Below are 14,165 nucleotides of genomic sequence, written 5' to 3' on the forward strand. Positions count from 1 at the left end.
TGCAGTCGGATTCAGTGCCGCGGAGGCTGGTTCGGGTCTACGGGGCCGCCTTCGCCGGCCGGGCCTTCGGCGGGTCCGCCTGCGGCTGCGGTCTGGTTACGCAGGATCTCGCGGATGTCGCCGAGCAGATCCTCGGTGGTCGGAGGAACTTCTTCCTCGGGAGCTCCGCGCTTGCGCAGCTCATTGAGCTTGTTCATCGGGACGATGATGATGAAGTAGACGATGGCGGCGACGATGAGGAAGTTGATGGCCGCGGTGATGACCGCACCCAGATCGATCGTCGTCTCTTCGACGTTCTCCTTGATCTGGAAGGACAGTGCCGGACCCTCGGCACCACCGACAGCGGCGATGAGCGGATTGATGATCTTGTCGGAGAATGCGGTGACGATGGCGGTGAAGGCGCCGCCGATGATGACCGCCGTAGCGAGTTCGACGACATTCCCCTGAAGAATGAAGTCTCTGAATCCCTTAAGCATTAGAGAAAGCCTCTCGGTGTGTATGTTCACTGAAATGCGGTTGAGAACAGCTCAATTACGTTCCAATAGTACACATCGCTAACTTGTTGCCAGCAGATTTCCCCTGTGAGTCTCAGCAAAGGCTTTATCGCCGACTTTGCACGAGAAGGCCGCCTCATTCGCACCAGGAGACCGCCTATCAGTGTGCCCCGGCAGCTCGTCCCGACCGAGAAGCGTCGGCAAGCTCAGTTGGGCAGTATTGCGAAGCTGATCGGCAGTCCCGCGAATTCGGCGACGCGACCGGCGTCCTCGGCAGAGAGGATTACTGAGACAAGCTGTCCTGATTCGCCGGCTATTCCCTCCGGCTTGTCGACGAGGCGGGCGATCGTGACCTTTTCGACGACGACCTCTGAACCTCCATCGGGCAGGGAGGAGAACAGGCGAATCCTCTGCCCGGGCTGCAGCAGCGCCGCCGAAGCATCATCGGCCAGCCGGATCGGCATGAGCAGGCTGTCGCTGCCTTCGGGCAGGGCCTGCTGATCGAGCACGATCGAGGAGGTCAGGGGCGAACCCTTCGACAGGCCGGCCGAGCTGTGCCGTCCAGTCACCTCGGCGATGGAAGTGAAGGACTTATCGGGGACGAGCTCGGGTGGGAAGTCCGCGAGGCCGAGATCCTGGGAGCGCAGCTCGGCGCCGGGCGCGAGGTCCGTCGTGGCGACGACGATCGCGGTTCCGGCCCGGTTCGGAGTCAGGGTCCAGACGATGAGGGCGCAGGCGCAGGCCAGGCAGAGTGCGGCGAGGATCCGTCGCGGTCGGAAGCGCGATGACCGCGCCCAGGACGAGGCTGTGCTTCGGATGCGCTGCAGAAGGCCCATGCGTTGAGCCTGCGATGACCGGTGCGGCCGGGCAAGTGAGCGAATCCGGCCTGTGGACGCTCAACGGCTGTCCACAGGTGGACGGTGCTCAAGTGGTGATCGAACTCAGCTCGCGGCGGGAGTGCTTGCTGCCGAAGACTCGGACGAGCTCGAGGACTGAGAGCTCGAGGCCGCGGGCGAGGAGTCCTTCGTCGACGAGGACTCGGAGCGCGAGGAGCCGACGGTGCTCGAATTGGACGCACGGGAGTCGGTGGCGTAGAAGCCCGAACCCTTGAAGCTGATGCCCACGGTGCCGAAGACCTTCTTCAGGTGGCCCTGGCATTCGGGGCAGACGGTGAGGGAGTCGTCGCTGAAGTCCTGATGGATATCAAAGGCGTGACCACAGCTTTTGCATGCGTAGGAGTAGACGGGCATTCGAGACCTTTCTTCGACAGCTAGATTATAGTGCACGCCGGCCGTCGCGTGCGCACCGGTCCGAGATTTGCACATGGTTATCCACACGAGAACACGCTCGAGTGGGCTCTGATTCCCCGAGGGAGCGATCAGGCTCGCTCGTCAGTGCCCTCCGGTCGTGTTCAAGCGCCGTCCGATTGTGTTCGAGCGCTGTCGAAGGTGCGCAGGCCGTGTTCGGTCACGGCCGCCGGGATGCGCAGATCCCAGTCCTTGGCGACCAGACCGGGCAGGTCGAGTTCCCGGGCGAAGCAGACCCCGATCACGCGAGGCCCCCCTTCCAGCGGGGCGACTCCGTGCGGGCCGAAGGTGCGATCGTAGAAGCCGCCCCCATTGCCCAAGCGGGCGCCGTCGGCACCGAAGCCGAGGGCGGGAATGAAGACGAGGTCGAGACCGACCTCCGCCGAGAGCAGCTGTGCTGGGCTGAGCAGCTCGGTGTCCTGGTGCGGCTCCCGGATGCCCCACCGGCCCTGCGGCTCCAGGCTCGCCATCGATCCGGTGACCCGCCCGAACCGCAACGGTCGGCCGACCTCAGTGACCACGGGCAGATAGACGGTCCCGCCGGAGGCGAGGAATCGGTCGAGTGCGGGGTCGAGGTCCGGTTCTCCCGGCAGCGCCGCATAGGCGAGAAGGGACCGGATCGGGCGCGAGCGGATGAGGTCCCACGCCGGCGCGGCCACGGATCCGGGGCCCGCCTCGGCGGGGTGGGGCGCAGGGGAGACGAGGATGTCGGCGAACCGGGACCCGCCTCGGTGTCGGGAGGGTTCGCGCGAGCCGAACGGATGCGAGATCGCAGCTGCGCCTTCGAAGTTCGTGGATCCACGCTCCTCAGCCTATCCGCAGGCGGGAGATTCGTTAAGATGACTTCATGAGTGATGTAGTGCAGCGTGCCGTTCGCAAGGCCGTGATCCCCGTCGCCGGTCTGGGAACCCGTTTCCTTCCGGCGACCAAGGCCACCCCCAAGGAGATGCTCCCCGTCGTCGACAAGCCGGCGATCCAGTACGTCGTCGAAGAGGCCGTCGATGCCGGCCTCCGCGATGTCCTCATGATCACCGGGCGCAACAAGCGACCGCTCGAGGACCATTTCGACCGGGTCGACGGGCTCGAGGCCGCGTTGGCGCAGAAGGGCGATGACGAGAAGCTCGCCGCCGTGCGGCATCCCTCTGAGCTGGCCGATATCCACTATGTCCGGCAGGGAGATCCCAAGGGTCTCGGTCATGCCGTGCTCAAGGGGCGTCAGCACGTCGGCGACGAGCCCTTCGCCGTGCTGCTCGGCGATGACCTCATCGACGAGCGCAGCCCCATCCTGCCGAAGATGATCGAGGTTGCGGAGAGGACAGGCGGCAGCGTCGTCGCCCTCATGGAGGTCCCGCCCGAGGCGATCCACCTCTACGGCTGCGCCGCCGTCGAGGCCACCGATGACGATGAGGTCGTCAGGGTCACCGGTCTGGTCGAGAAGCCCGCCAACGGGGAGGCCCCGTCGAACCTCGCCGTCATCGGCCGCTATGTGCTGGCCCCGGAGATCTTCGACGTCCTCGAGACCACGGGGCCCGGCCGCGGCAACGAGATCCAGCTCACCGACGCCCTGCAGGAGCTCACCGGAGCGGCGAACGGCCACGGTGTCTACGGAGTCGTGTTCAAGGGCGCCCGCTATGACACCGGTGACAAGCTCGACTACCTCAAGGCCGTCGTGCAGATCGCCTGCGACCGCGAGGACCTCGGCGAGGATCTCAAGGGATGGCTCAAGGGCTACGTTCCCACACTCGACTGACCGGAACCCCCGGGCCGACCGAGACCGCGGGTCGGCCGAGACCTCTGGACCGACCGAGACCGAACCTGAGAGCGAGGGCAGCCGTGTGTGGCCTGTCATCCTGACTGATCGACAGTCCGATATCGTGCTGCGGCCGCTGCGTCGCCGAGACGAACAGCAGTGGCGCGAGGTCCGCCGCTTCAACCGCGATTGGCTGCGTCCCTGGGACGCGACGCTGCCGGCGCCCGGCCAAGAGCTGCCGGGGTTCCGCAGCATGGTGCGGATGCAGGACAGGCAGGCCAAGCGCAGTCAGTCCGTGCCCTTCGCCATCGAGGTCGGCGGTGATTTCCGCGGGCAGATCACGGTCTCGGGCCTGAACTGGGGATCGATCCTGTCCGGGCAGATCGGGTACTGGATCGACTCGCGTGTGGCCGGTCGCGGCATCACTCCCATCGCCGTGGCGATGGCCGTCGACCACTGCTTCTTCACGCTCGGACTCCACCGCATCGAGATCAACATCCGTCCGGAGAACACCGCCAGTCTGCGTGTGGTCGACAAGCTCGGCCTCCGCGACGAAGGTCTGCGGAAGCGGTACATGCACATCGACGGCCAGTGGTGCGACCACCGCACCTTCGCCGTGCTCGCCGAGGAGGTGCCCCACGGTCTGCTCGCCGCCTACCGATACGGGCAGGGCGGACCGGCCTCGGACCGAACCGCGCCCTGAGTCGGCGCGCGGGTTCCCACCGCACCGCCGGCTGGCACCGTCACCTGGGAATTGGGTGAACTTCGGACCGGTTTGACCGACACACCTGGCACCTTCACGTCGTCGCCGAGGCGCGCAACTTAGGGTGGCAGTGTGGACACCAGCATCATCGTCGTCATTGCCATCGTCGTGGTCTTCGCCGTTGCTGTGCCCGCAATGATTCGGAAGTCCGCGACGGAGCTCTCGCGCGCCGAAATCGACTCGGTCCCCGACAATGCGGCCGTCGTCGCCGCCGAGGCGCCGAACCCCGGACACGACCATTCGGAGCGCACACAGGTCTTCCACGACAAGCCCCGAAGCCGGCCCGCGGTCCCGGCCCCGGAACTCTCGACCGCCGAGGACGCCCCGGCCCTGAGTCTGTCGGCCCCCGGCCCGGAGCTGGCCGTCATCGACGGCCACGCCGAAACGGCCACCGTCGCCGAAACGGCCACCGTCGCCGAGACAGGCCCCGTCGCCGAGGCGGACCCCGAGTCCCAGCTTCAGACCATGCCCGTCGCGGTCGGGCAGACCCGCACGGCTTTCTCCGCCGAATTTGCGGCCACCGACCACGCGACCACCGTCGACGCGGCCACCGGCCGTGGGGGTGGCAGCCACGGAACCGGCGGACACGGACAGTCCACGGCCGGCAACGTCCGGATGCTCCACCCCGCCGTCCACGCGGTGTTCGACGACAGCTCCCGTCCGGCCGGGCAGTCGGGCAGCGGTCGGCCGACCGGTCAGCACGGCGTCGGCCAGTACGGCGGTGACCCGGGACGGCAGAGCCGACCTGCACACGGACATCCGGTCTTGGCCCGTTCGGCCGGCGACGATCCGCGAGCGACGAGTGCGCGAGGCGGCGCACCCCGAACCGTGCAGCCGGGCACGAGCCGCGGCGGTCACCTCGGCGAGGGTGATCCGAGACCGGGCGGCCCACTCAATTCCAATCCGAACCTCGGAGCCGATGAGGAACATGCGATGACTGAGCAAGCAACGACACTGCGGGAGTCCCTGAAATCGCTGGGCACGATGACCCGGGGGTTCGCCCTGGTCCTCCTGGCCTCGGTCCTCGGCGTGGTCGTCACGAGCGTGCTCGCGCTGTTCTCCGTCGTCCATATCGCCCTGGCCGGGGTCTTCCTCGGCCTCGGCGTCGTCTCCCTGCTCATCGTGCGCACCCTCAACCTGCGCCGCCGCGAGGTCAGGAAGCGTCTGCGCCGGCTCGAGCATCGACCGAAGCCCGAGGCGAAGCCGCGGACCGCTCCCGTGCAGCAGCGGCGTGCGCCCACGGCCGAACGCACCGCACCGGCTCGGACCTCGTCGCGCACGCACACCGGCCGGGCTTCGGGACCGAACGCGGCTGCGCAACCGGCCCCGACGTCGAGCTCGGCACCGACTGCGGCTCCGACATCGAGTCCGGCACCGACCTCGGCGCCGACGTCGAGCGGCACCGCCGCCCGGATCGCGGCCGCCGCCCGGGGCCGGAACGGAACGACGAAGGCCGCCCAGGCACGCGCTGTGATGGCCCGCAGCACCGAAGCGAAGAGGGCCCGCGAGGAGGCCGACACCGGCGAGATCCCGCTCGTGCGCATCCGCAAGGAAGCCACCGAGGGCCACACCACCCGTCAGGTGCTGCTGACGGGACCGATCCCCGCGGTCGAGGAAGGCACCCCTGCCGACTCCGCAGACGACACCACCGACCGTCGCAGAGAGAAGGCGGGGTCTGCCGAGAAATCACTGTCTGCTGAGACGACTGCCGCGACCGAGGTGACTGCCGCCGAGGAGGCGGCCGCTGCGGACCAGGCGGCCGAGACGTCAGCGGCCCCGGTTTCGCTCGGGTCCGACCTGCCCGACGAGGCAGACACGGCTGCGACAGACAGCGACGACGCCGACGTCCGTGCGGCACTCGACGCGGCGGCACCGAAGGTCGACGACCCGTTCATGCAGCGACTGAAGTCTCGTGACGGATGGTCGCCGACGCCGCTGCCGGTGCCCAGCTACGTCGATGCCCCCGAGGCCGAGCACCCGGCGCCCTCGGCGACCGCCGCCGATGCCAGCTCCTACGAGACCGAGGCGCGCAGCCGTGAGGACATCGCCGCACAGTTCGCCGCCGAGCTCGGCTACCGTCCCGAACTCAGTGACTCCGCCCGCGAGGAGGGCCCGCTCGAACACGGGCGCAAGGCGATCCGGACGACGAAGGCCGCCGACCTCGGCGCCGTCAACGACGTCCTCGCCCGCCGCCGGGCCTGAGCTCCGTCTTCTGGACCGAAGTCTGGGCCCGTGTCCGGCGGCGACAGCCCCATCTGCGACCAAGGGCTCGGTGCGGAACCAGAGCTATCTGTCGTAGGCAGAGCCGTCGGCCGCATCGGGCGAATCGGAGAAGACCGCCCCCGGGATCGCCGAGGTGGTCAGGACCGCGGGGTCGCGATGTACTTGATCTCGAGGAACTCCTCGATGCCGACCTTTCCGCCCTCACGGCCGAGACCCGACATCTTCACACCTCCGAAGGGTGCGCCGGGGTTCGAGACCAGGCCCGTGTTGAGTCCGACCATGCCCGCTTCGAGCCTGTCGGCCAGGCCGAGCGCACGCTCGAGGTTCTCGCTGAACAGGTAGCTGGCCAGCCCGAACTCGGTCTCATTGGCCAGAGCGATCGCCTCGTCGTCGGTGTCGAAGGTGACGATCGGTGCGACGGGGCCGAAGATCTCGGTGGTGCGGATCTCGCAGTCGGCGGGCACATCGGTGATGACGGTGGGATCGAAGAAGAAGCCCTTGCCCTCGATCCTCTTGCCGCCGGTGAGGACCTTCGCACCCTTGGCCACGGCATCGTCGACGAGGGAGGACACCTTGTCCAGTGCGTCCTGATCGACCAGCGGACCGACCTCGGTGCCGTCGTCGAGACCGTTGCCGACCCGCATCGAACCGAGCCTGTCAGCCAGTTTGGTCGAGAACTCCTCGGCCACGGACGAATGGACGAACAGACGGTTGGCCGAGGTGCAGGCCTCGCCGCCGTTGCGCATCTTCGCCTGGACGGCTCCGGCGACGGCCTTGTCGATATCGGCGTCGTCGCAGACGACGAACGGGGCATTGCCGCCGAGCTCCATCGAGGTCTTCATGACACTGTCGGCGGCCTGCTTGAGCAGATTGACGCCGACCTCGGTCGAACCGGTGAAGGTGACCTTGCGGGCGATGCCCGACTCCATCCAAGGAGTGACCACCCGGCGGGCGGAGTCCGAGGTGACGACGTTGAGCACCCCGGCCGGCAGGCCCGCGTCGATGAGAGCATCGACGAGCATGAACGACGTCAGCGGGGTCAGCTTCGCGGGCTTGAACACCATGGTGCAGCCGGCGGCGATGGCCGGACCGATCTTGCGGGTGCCCATCGCCAGCGGGAAGTTCCACGGCGTGATGAGGATGCAGGGTCCGACCGGTTCGCGTGAGACCATGACGCGGGTCTTGCCGTCGGCCGACTGGGCGTATTCGCCGTCGAAGCGCACGGCCTCCTCGGAGAACCAGCGGAAGAACTCGGCGCCGTAGGCGACCTCTCCCTTGGACTCGGCGAAGGGCTTGCCCATCTCCGCGGTCATCACGGCCGCGATGTCATCGGCGCGTTCGGTGAGCAGTTCGAAGGCGCGACGCAGGATCTCGGCGCGTTCGCGGGGTGCTGTGGCGGCCCAATCGGCCTGTGCCTCACCGGCGGCCCGGATGGCGGCTTCGGCATCTGCGGCGGAACCGTCGGCCACGGTGGTGATGGTCTCGCCGGTGGCGGGATTGTGCACCTCGATGGTCTTGCCGCCCTCGGCCGACCGCCACTGGCCGTCGATGAACAGGCCGGTGTTGAGTGTGTCGATGATCGGTTTGATGTCCACGACGGATCCTCCTTGGTTGTCGTCACGGCATGACCGCGTCGTGAGCTCGAGGGGAAGTCTTCGCCGGAGTTGTCAGGGCGCGGTTCTGCTCAGTGTAGTGGCCATCGAGCAGACGCGCTGTGCGGAATTCGTCGTCCGGAGCAGGCGGTGCGACCTCGGGCGGGGTCAGCGACCCTTGTTCAGGCGGGGCCAGCGACCCTTGCTCAGGCGGGGCAGGCGGGCAGGCCCGTCGGCCCGGCCGACGAGGGCGGTGGCCTCAGGCGAGGTACTGATCGAACTCCGTGTTCTTCTGCAGGAATCCGTGCACATAGGAGCAGGTGGTGCGGAACTTCAGCCCCGCCTCGGCGCTGGTTTCGAGTGCGTAGCGCACCAGCTGTGCGGCGAGCCCGCGACCGCCCCACTCGGGGGAGACCTCGGTGTGGGTGAAGGTGCGGATGGTGCCTTCAGCCGTGTCGTCGGCCCCGGCCTCGCGGTCGATGTAGTCGACGTGACCGATGACGGTGCCCGCGTGGGAGAGGGTGAAGCGCTTGGCTGACGCATCCTCGGTGATGGTGAAGGTCTCTCCCGAGCTCTCGATGTCCATGGTCATTCCTCCCGAAATTCCGCACGTGCGCTGCCACGCTTTCGTCCCGGTGGCACCGTGTGTGAGTCCGTCTCTGACAGTCGACACTATAGTTCCGTTGTCGCGAAACCGACTAACCTGATGGGCAGCCCCCACCGTCGGCCCCGGTTCGGGCCGCCCAGAGCGGTCGAACCGCCGCCGATTCCCGTCCGCACGTATATGAAGGAGTCGATCCCATGTCCTCACCCGCCTCGGCCACCCCGGCTACTCCTGTCACTCGGGTCGCTTCGGCCACCTCGGTCGAGTCGCACCGGCTGCACTTCAACGAGGCAGGATACGCGGTCGAGAGGCTCATGGCCTCCGACATCGCCGACTACGTCGCGTTGGTGGACTCGGCCTACCGCGGAGAGAGCGCGAAGCAGGGGTGGACGTCCGAGGCGGACATCATCGGCGGTCAGCGTCTCGATGCGGAGATGGCGGGGGACATGCTCGCCGAGGAGGACTCCGTGATCCTGCTCGTCCGCGACGGTCGGTCGCGGGCCGTGGCCAGCGTCTACCTGCGCGAACCCACCGACGGACAGGCCTACCTCGGCGTCCTCGCGGTCTCCCCGCAGGGGCAGGGCAAGGGGCTGGGTTCGGCGCTGATCGACCTCGCCGAGGCGTGGGCGGCCGAACGGTGGAGTGCGCACTCGGTGCGGATGAGCGTGATCAACAAGCGTGAGGACCTCATCGCCTATTACGAACGTCGCGGCTACGAGCGCACCGGCGAAGTCGAGCCCTTCCCCTACGGCGACGAACGTTTTGGACTGCCGAAGGTCGACGACCTCGAATTCGTGCTGCTGCGCAAGCGTCTGAACTGAGGCGGTTTGGCTGGGGCAGCGGGGCTGGCTGGGCCGCTGTGCTGGGTGAGGCCGCTGGGCTGAGGCTGAGGCCGTGGGGCTGGGGCTGGGGCCGCTGGGCTGGGCGAGGCCGCTGGCTGGATGGGGTGCTGACGAGGGTCGCGGCGGCAGAAAGTGGTCATGATCGGATACTTTCGGCGCTGAAAAATGTCCGATCACGACCGCTGTTTGAAGGAGGTGTCGGCCCGTCCACACTGTGCTCGGTTCCGCCGGGACGCGGCCCTGGAAACCCAGTCTCGGAAGCTCGGCCCCAGAACACCATCGCGGGCACGACAATCCGTCGAGGCAGCTGTGTCGATCCGGCCGACAGGGACGCCCGCCGGCCGGATGGAAGAGTGCACAGACCTGCGATCAGGTCAGCAGCAGCGCTCCGCCGAGGGCGAGGAGTGCGACGATAACCGTGACCGTGGCGGCCAGACCGATCGGTCCGGCCCCGAGGTTCTTCAGCGACCGCCATTGGACCCCGCGCCCGAGGGCGAACATCGCCATGGCCAGACACACGGTCTGGATCCAGCTCAGCCCCGTGATCGCGAACTCCGGCAGCAGCCCGAACGTGCGCAGCGCGGCCATGGCGAGGAAGCCGAGGACGAACAGCGGCACGATCGGCGGCCGCTTGGCCTTGACCGGGGCCGCCTCGGTCTTCGTCGACACCGTCCCCGAGGAGGGATCGTCCGGCGAACCGGCACCGCCGTCGATGCTCGCCGCGGTGTTGGCTTCGGCACCGGCCTCGGCTCTGGCATCGGCCCCTGACCCTGCCCCGGACCCGGCTCCGGCCTCGGCGGTGGTCGACTGCACACTTGCCAGGGACTTCGCTTCTCCGCGCCGGACCGCATAGCTGAAGACGGCGACGGTGGGGGCGAGCATGATGACGCGGGCGAGCTTGACGAGAACGGCGATCTCGAGCGCGGCGGGGCCGATGATGCCGCCGATCGCGACGACCTGAGCCACCTCGTGGGTGGAGGCCCCACCCCACATCCCTGCCGTCTCCGGGACCAGTCCGAAGGCCGTCGACAGCGAGGGGACGATCGCGATCATCAGGGTGCCGAAGAGGACGACGAGGCCGATCGCGGCGGCCACATCCTCCTTCTTCGACTTCAGGGTCGATTCGACACCGGCGACGGCGGCGGCACCGCAGATGCCGAAGCCGCAGCCGATGAGCACGGCGAGGTCCTTGTCGACCTTGAACACCCGGGCCAGGCCGAGCCCGGAGACGATGCCGACCGTGACGATGACGGCGGCGAGGACGAGGACGAGCCAGCCGAGATCGAGGATGTCATCGAGCACCACCTGCGCGCCGAGTGCGACGATGCCCAGCCGCAGCAGAGGCTTGGCCGCGAAGTTGAGTCCGGGGGAGAAGGTCTCGGGCAGATTCGGAACGAAGTTGCCGAGCAGGATGCCCAAGACGATCGCCACTAGAAGCGGCGAGAGGACGGGCTGGACCATGGAGATCGGCCAGGCGATGGCCGTCGCCGCGGCGGCGACCCCGAGGCCGGGGAGCAGAGAGATGATGCGATTCATGACTTCAGTCTGACAATGTGCGCACATCGGCAGTAGACGTCGATTCCGAAAGGACCCATATGGATCTGATATGCCATGATGGGCGTATGCATGATCTCGGGGACATGAAGAACTGGCCCGAGCTCCAGGCTCTGGGGCTGCTGGTGGCTCTCAGCGGAAATGCGCGCTCGATCGGCCAGGCCTCGGCCAAGCTCGACCTGGCTCAGCCCAACGCCTCGCGCAGCCTGCGCAACCTCGAACGCGACCTCAAGGTCCCGCTGCTGCGGCGCTCGCCGCGGGGGACCGAACTCACCGTCGAAGGGCAGGCCGTCGCCGAGTGGGCCTCGAAGGTCATCGAAGCCTACGGCACCCTCAACGCCGGGGTCCGTGCCATCCAGGAAGCCCGTGCCGGCACCGTCAAGGTCAGTGCCTCGCTGACCGTGGCCGAATACCTCATGCCCCACCACCTCACGACCTTCCGGGCCGCCCATCCGGACATCGGCATCGGACTGTCCGTGGAGAACTCCGCGACCGTCATCGACCGGGTGCGGCGGCAGAGCTGCGATCTCGGTCTCATCGAGTCCGTGTCCCTGCCGGCGGGCATGCGGGCGGCGGTCGTCGGCCGCGACCGGCTGATGATCGCCTGCGCTCCGAGCTTCGCCGCATCGTGGACGAAGCCGATCACCGCCGAGGCGCTCGCGCAGGTGCCGCTGCTGGTCCGGGAGCTCGGTTCGGGCACGAGGGAGGCCATCGACTCCGCCCTGTCCGAGGCAGGCGGTGTGCGGGTGGCCGGCGAATACGGGTCGAACTCCGCGCTGCGCATCGCCGCGGCCACGGCCGTCGCCCCCGTCGTGCTGTCCGAACTCGCCCTGCGCGACGACTTCCGAGCCGGCCGACTGCTGCCGCTGCCCGTCGACGACAGCGTCGACCTCTCCCGCGAACTCCACGCCGTGTGGTCGCCCAAGCGCCGACTGTCGTCTGGGGCGAGCATGCTGCTCGAACACATGATCAGCACCCTGGGGTGATCCCGCCTCGGCGGCGGCGCGCTCATCCCCGCCTCCGCGGCGTGCGCTCATCCGCGGCGTGCGCTCATCCCGGCTCCGCGGAGTGGGATCGGCCTGCGCCCCCGGCGGCGACACCTCTATATTGGGTTCATGACTTCGTCAGAATCCGCAGCCTCCCGTCCCGAGCTCGCCCCGGACACCATCGTCGTTGAAACCGGACGCCCGAACCGTGCCGACGGCGCCTCGGTGAACCCGGCGATCGATCTGTCCTCGACCTTCATCAGCACCGGCGACATCGAGTCCTCGCCCTTCGCCTATGCTCGGTTCGACACGCCGGCCTGGAGTCATTTCGAGGAGGCGCTGGCCAAGCTCGAGCACGCAGAGCTTCCGGGCCTGGTCTTCGGCTCGGGACTGGCGGCGATCTCGGCGGTGATCAGTGCGGTGCCCGCCGGCGGCACGCTCATCATCCCCACCCACAGCTACCAAGGGGCGCTGGCCTCGGCCGCGCAGATCGCCGAGAGACAGGGATTCGAACTCGTCACCGTCGACATCGCCGACACCGCAGCTGTCACGGCCGCTCTCGACGCGGCAGCGGAGAAGGGGTCGGCCGCCTCGGCGCCGGGTTCCGGTGCGGACCGACCAGCCGCCGGTGGAAGCGAATCCGGGACCGCCTCCGGGCTGCTGTGGATCGAATCGCCGACGAACCCGATGCTCGAGGTCGCCGACGTCCCGGCGCTGATCGCCGCCGCCAAGCAGCGGGGGATCCTTGTAGCCGTCGACAACACGTTCGCCACTCCGCTGCTGCAGACGCCGCTCGACCTCGGCGCCGACATCGTCGTCCACTCGGTCACGAAGTACCTGGCCGGACACTCCGATGTCGTCCTCGGCGCGGCGCTGACCAGCAGCGGCGAACTGCGCCAGCGGATGCACACCGAACGATCGATGCGCGGATCGGTCGCCGGCCCCTTCGAGGTGTGGCTGGCACTGCGCGGACTGCGCACCCTGGCCGTCCGTCTCGACCGCGCTCAGGCCAATGCGCAGACGATCGCCGAACGACTCGCGGCTCATCCGGCCGTCATCGAGACCCGCTACCCGGGCCTGCCGGACGATCCCGGTCATGATCGGGCCGCGGCGCAGATGAACGGCTTCGGCGCGATCATCGCCTTCACCGTCGACACCGCAGACAGAGCCACCTCAATCGCCGAGGCGGTGAAGCTGTGGACCCCGGCGACCTCCCTGGGCGGAGTCGAATCCCTGATCGAACGCCGGCGTCGCCACCCCGAGGAGCCGCAGACCGTGCCCGAGGGGCTGATCAGGCTGAGCGTGGGCATCGAGAACGTCGACGACCTGTGGACCGACCTCGAGGCGGCCTTGGGCTGATGGAGCCGTCGCCGGACTACGTGCTCGACCGACCGGCCGAGGAGGACCTCGATGAGCTCTTCGCCATCGAATCCGACCCGCGCGTGTGGACGCATCTGCCGAGCGGTCGGATGACGGCGAGGGAGGAAGCCGAGGCGATCATCGTCAAGCTGCAGTCCCAGTGGGAACTCGATGGGCTCGGGCCGTGGATGGTCAGACGGACCGTAGGCGGGAACCTCCTCGGGCACTGCGGCTGCTCTCTGCGCGGGGTGTCCGGGCCCGGCGCCTCCCACCGCGAACCCGGCGCGTTCTGGAACCTCGGCTACCGCTTCCGCCCCGAAGTCCAGGGGCAGGGGCTGGCGACCTCGGTCTCCCGCGATGCGATCGCCGCGGCCGCGGGCGTCGACGCCGACCTGCCGGTCGTGGCCTATCTGCTCGAGCACAACACCGCCTCGGCAGTGGTCGCCCGCAAGCTCGGCCTGCAGATGATCCATCGGGCTCCGGGCGCCGGCAACCCCGACTCCGCGGCCGTGCGGCTGGTCTTCGCCGATCGCAAGCTCACTCCCGCCCAGCTCGAGGCGACCCTGAGCTGACGTTGCGCCAGGCATCGTCTCCGCATTGTCTGCTGCGGGTCGATCCACTGCGAATCGCGGCCGAGAATCGTGATGGATCCACCCGCAGGAACCATCCATGCGCCCCGCGGGGCGGGCTC

At 68.3% G+C, this 14,165-nt stretch carries 14 protein-coding genes; 7 read left to right on the plus strand and 7 right to left on the minus strand.

The window, feature by feature from the left end:
• Positions 1-11: 11 nt before the first annotated feature.
• The 4 genes from mscL to IG171_RS00795 form a co-directional block, all read right to left on the minus strand.
• Complete coding sequence (gene mscL, locus IG171_RS00780) at positions 12-476, minus strand: large conductance mechanosensitive channel protein MscL (protein WP_212129102.1); 465 nt, start codon at positions 474-476, stop codon at positions 12-14.
• Between the two features lie 224 nt (positions 477-700).
• Entirely contained in the window at positions 701-1,330 is a 630-nt protein-coding gene (locus IG171_RS00785) for an SAF domain-containing protein (RefSeq protein ID WP_212129103.1), read from the minus strand.
• Between the two features lie 105 nt (positions 1,331-1,435).
• On the minus strand, positions 1,436-1,744 hold the full coding sequence (locus IG171_RS00790) for an FmdB family zinc ribbon protein (protein WP_212129105.1): 309 nt from the start codon (positions 1,742-1,744) through the stop codon (positions 1,436-1,438).
• Positions 1,745-1,905: 161 nt separating this feature from the next.
• Positions 1,906-2,460 carry a 5-formyltetrahydrofolate cyclo-ligase gene (locus IG171_RS00795; RefSeq protein WP_249203902.1) on the minus strand — a complete coding sequence of 185 codons (555 nt, stop codon included), beginning with the start codon at positions 2,458-2,460 and terminating at the stop codon, positions 1,906-1,908.
• Between the two features lie 188 nt (positions 2,461-2,648).
• Between IG171_RS00795 and galU the strand changes: the two genes are divergently transcribed.
• The 3 genes from galU to IG171_RS00810 all read left to right on the plus strand — a co-directional run bounded on the left by galU (position 2,649) and on the right by IG171_RS00810 (position 6,516).
• Positions 2,649-3,551: a UTP--glucose-1-phosphate uridylyltransferase GalU gene (gene galU / locus IG171_RS00800; RefSeq protein ID WP_212129107.1), complete on the plus strand. Its 903-nt coding sequence runs from the start codon at positions 2,649-2,651 to the stop codon at positions 3,549-3,551.
• 85 nt (positions 3,552-3,636) lie between these two features.
• Positions 3,637-4,254 (plus strand): GNAT family protein, encoded by a 618-nt coding sequence (locus tag IG171_RS00805; RefSeq protein ID WP_212129109.1) that lies wholly within the window; start codon positions 3,637-3,639, stop codon positions 4,252-4,254.
• A gap of 132 nt (positions 4,255-4,386) precedes the next feature.
• Positions 4,387-6,516, plus strand: a complete 2,130-nt coding sequence (locus IG171_RS00810) for a hypothetical protein (protein WP_212129111.1) — start codon at positions 4,387-4,389, stop codon at positions 6,514-6,516.
• Positions 6,517-6,674: 158 nt separating this feature from the next.
• Here IG171_RS00810 and IG171_RS00815 read toward each other — a convergent pair whose 3' ends face one another.
• Together IG171_RS00815 and IG171_RS00820 are read right to left on the minus strand one after the other, a co-directional pair.
• A complete protein-coding gene (locus tag IG171_RS00815; RefSeq protein WP_212129113.1) occupies positions 6,675-8,132 on the minus strand; it encodes an NAD-dependent succinate-semialdehyde dehydrogenase in 1,458 nt (485 codons plus the stop codon).
• A 256-nt stretch (positions 8,133-8,388) separates the two neighbouring features.
• Positions 8,389-8,715, minus strand: coding sequence for a GNAT family N-acetyltransferase (locus IG171_RS00820; protein WP_212129114.1), 327 nt, complete (start codon positions 8,713-8,715; stop codon positions 8,389-8,391).
• A 215-nt stretch (positions 8,716-8,930) separates the two neighbouring features.
• On the opposite strand from IG171_RS00820, the gene IG171_RS00825 reads away from it, so the two are divergent.
• On the plus strand, positions 8,931-9,554 hold the full coding sequence (locus tag IG171_RS00825; protein ID WP_212129115.1) for a GNAT family N-acetyltransferase: 624 nt from the start codon (positions 8,931-8,933) through the stop codon (positions 9,552-9,554).
• A 390-nt stretch (positions 9,555-9,944) separates the two neighbouring features.
• Here the strand turns inward: IG171_RS00825 and IG171_RS00830 are convergent, their stop codons facing one another.
• Entirely contained in the window at positions 9,945-11,111 is a 1,167-nt protein-coding gene (locus IG171_RS00830; protein ID WP_212129116.1) for a putative sulfate exporter family transporter, read from the minus strand.
• Positions 11,112-11,197: 86 nt separating this feature from the next.
• On the opposite strand from IG171_RS00830, the gene IG171_RS00835 reads away from it, so the two are divergent.
• From IG171_RS00835 to IG171_RS00845, 3 genes are all read left to right on the plus strand, one after another.
• On the plus strand, positions 11,198-12,115 hold the full coding sequence (locus IG171_RS00835; protein ID WP_212129117.1) for a LysR substrate-binding domain-containing protein: 918 nt from the start codon (positions 11,198-11,200) through the stop codon (positions 12,113-12,115).
• Positions 12,116-12,244: 129 nt separating this feature from the next.
• Positions 12,245-13,474, plus strand: a complete 1,230-nt coding sequence (locus IG171_RS00840) for a PLP-dependent aspartate aminotransferase family protein (protein ID WP_212129118.1) — start codon at positions 12,245-12,247, stop codon at positions 13,472-13,474.
• Positions 13,474-14,046 (plus strand): GNAT family N-acetyltransferase, encoded by a 573-nt coding sequence (locus tag IG171_RS00845; RefSeq protein ID WP_212129119.1) that lies wholly within the window; start codon positions 13,474-13,476, stop codon positions 14,044-14,046. Before IG171_RS00840 ends, IG171_RS00845 begins: the two co-directional genes overlap by 1 nt.
• Positions 14,047-14,165 lie beyond the last annotated feature (119 nt).

Origin of the sequence: Brevibacterium sp. SMBL_HHYL_HB1 (assembly GCF_018208375.1) — a bacterium.
Classification (GTDB): Bacteria; Actinomycetota; Actinomycetes; order Actinomycetales; family Brevibacteriaceae; genus Brevibacterium; species Brevibacterium intestinavium.

Bases quoted from the DNA above. Each gene is read 5' to 3' on its own strand.
- IG171_RS00840 (WP_212129118.1), top strand. From the start codon at position 12,245: ATGACTTCGTCAGAATCCGCAGCCTCCCGTCCCGAGCTCGCCCCGGAC.
- mscL (WP_212129102.1), bottom strand. From the start codon at position 476: ATGCTTAAGGGATTCAGAGACTTCATTCTTCAGGGGAATGTCGTCGAA.
- IG171_RS00830 (WP_212129116.1), bottom strand. From the start codon at position 11,111: ATGAATCGCATCATCTCTCTGCTCCCCGGCCTCGGGGTCGCCGCCGCG.
- IG171_RS00785 (WP_212129103.1), bottom strand. From the start codon at position 1,330: ATGGGCCTTCTGCAGCGCATCCGAAGCACAGCCTCGTCCTGGGCGCGG.
- IG171_RS00820 (WP_212129114.1), bottom strand. From the start codon at position 8,715: ATGGACATCGAGAGCTCGGGAGAGACCTTCACCATCACCGAGGATGCG.
- galU (WP_212129107.1), top strand. From the start codon at position 2,649: ATGAGTGATGTAGTGCAGCGTGCCGTTCGCAAGGCCGTGATCCCCGTC.
- IG171_RS00845 (WP_212129119.1), top strand. From the start codon at position 13,474: ATGGAGCCGTCGCCGGACTACGTGCTCGACCGACCGGCCGAGGAGGAC.
- IG171_RS00790 (WP_212129105.1), bottom strand. From the start codon at position 1,744: ATGCCCGTCTACTCCTACGCATGCAAAAGCTGTGGTCACGCCTTTGAT.
- IG171_RS00835 (WP_212129117.1), top strand. From the start codon at position 11,198: ATGCATGATCTCGGGGACATGAAGAACTGGCCCGAGCTCCAGGCTCTG.
- IG171_RS00825 (WP_212129115.1), top strand. From the start codon at position 8,931: ATGTCCTCACCCGCCTCGGCCACCCCGGCTACTCCTGTCACTCGGGTC.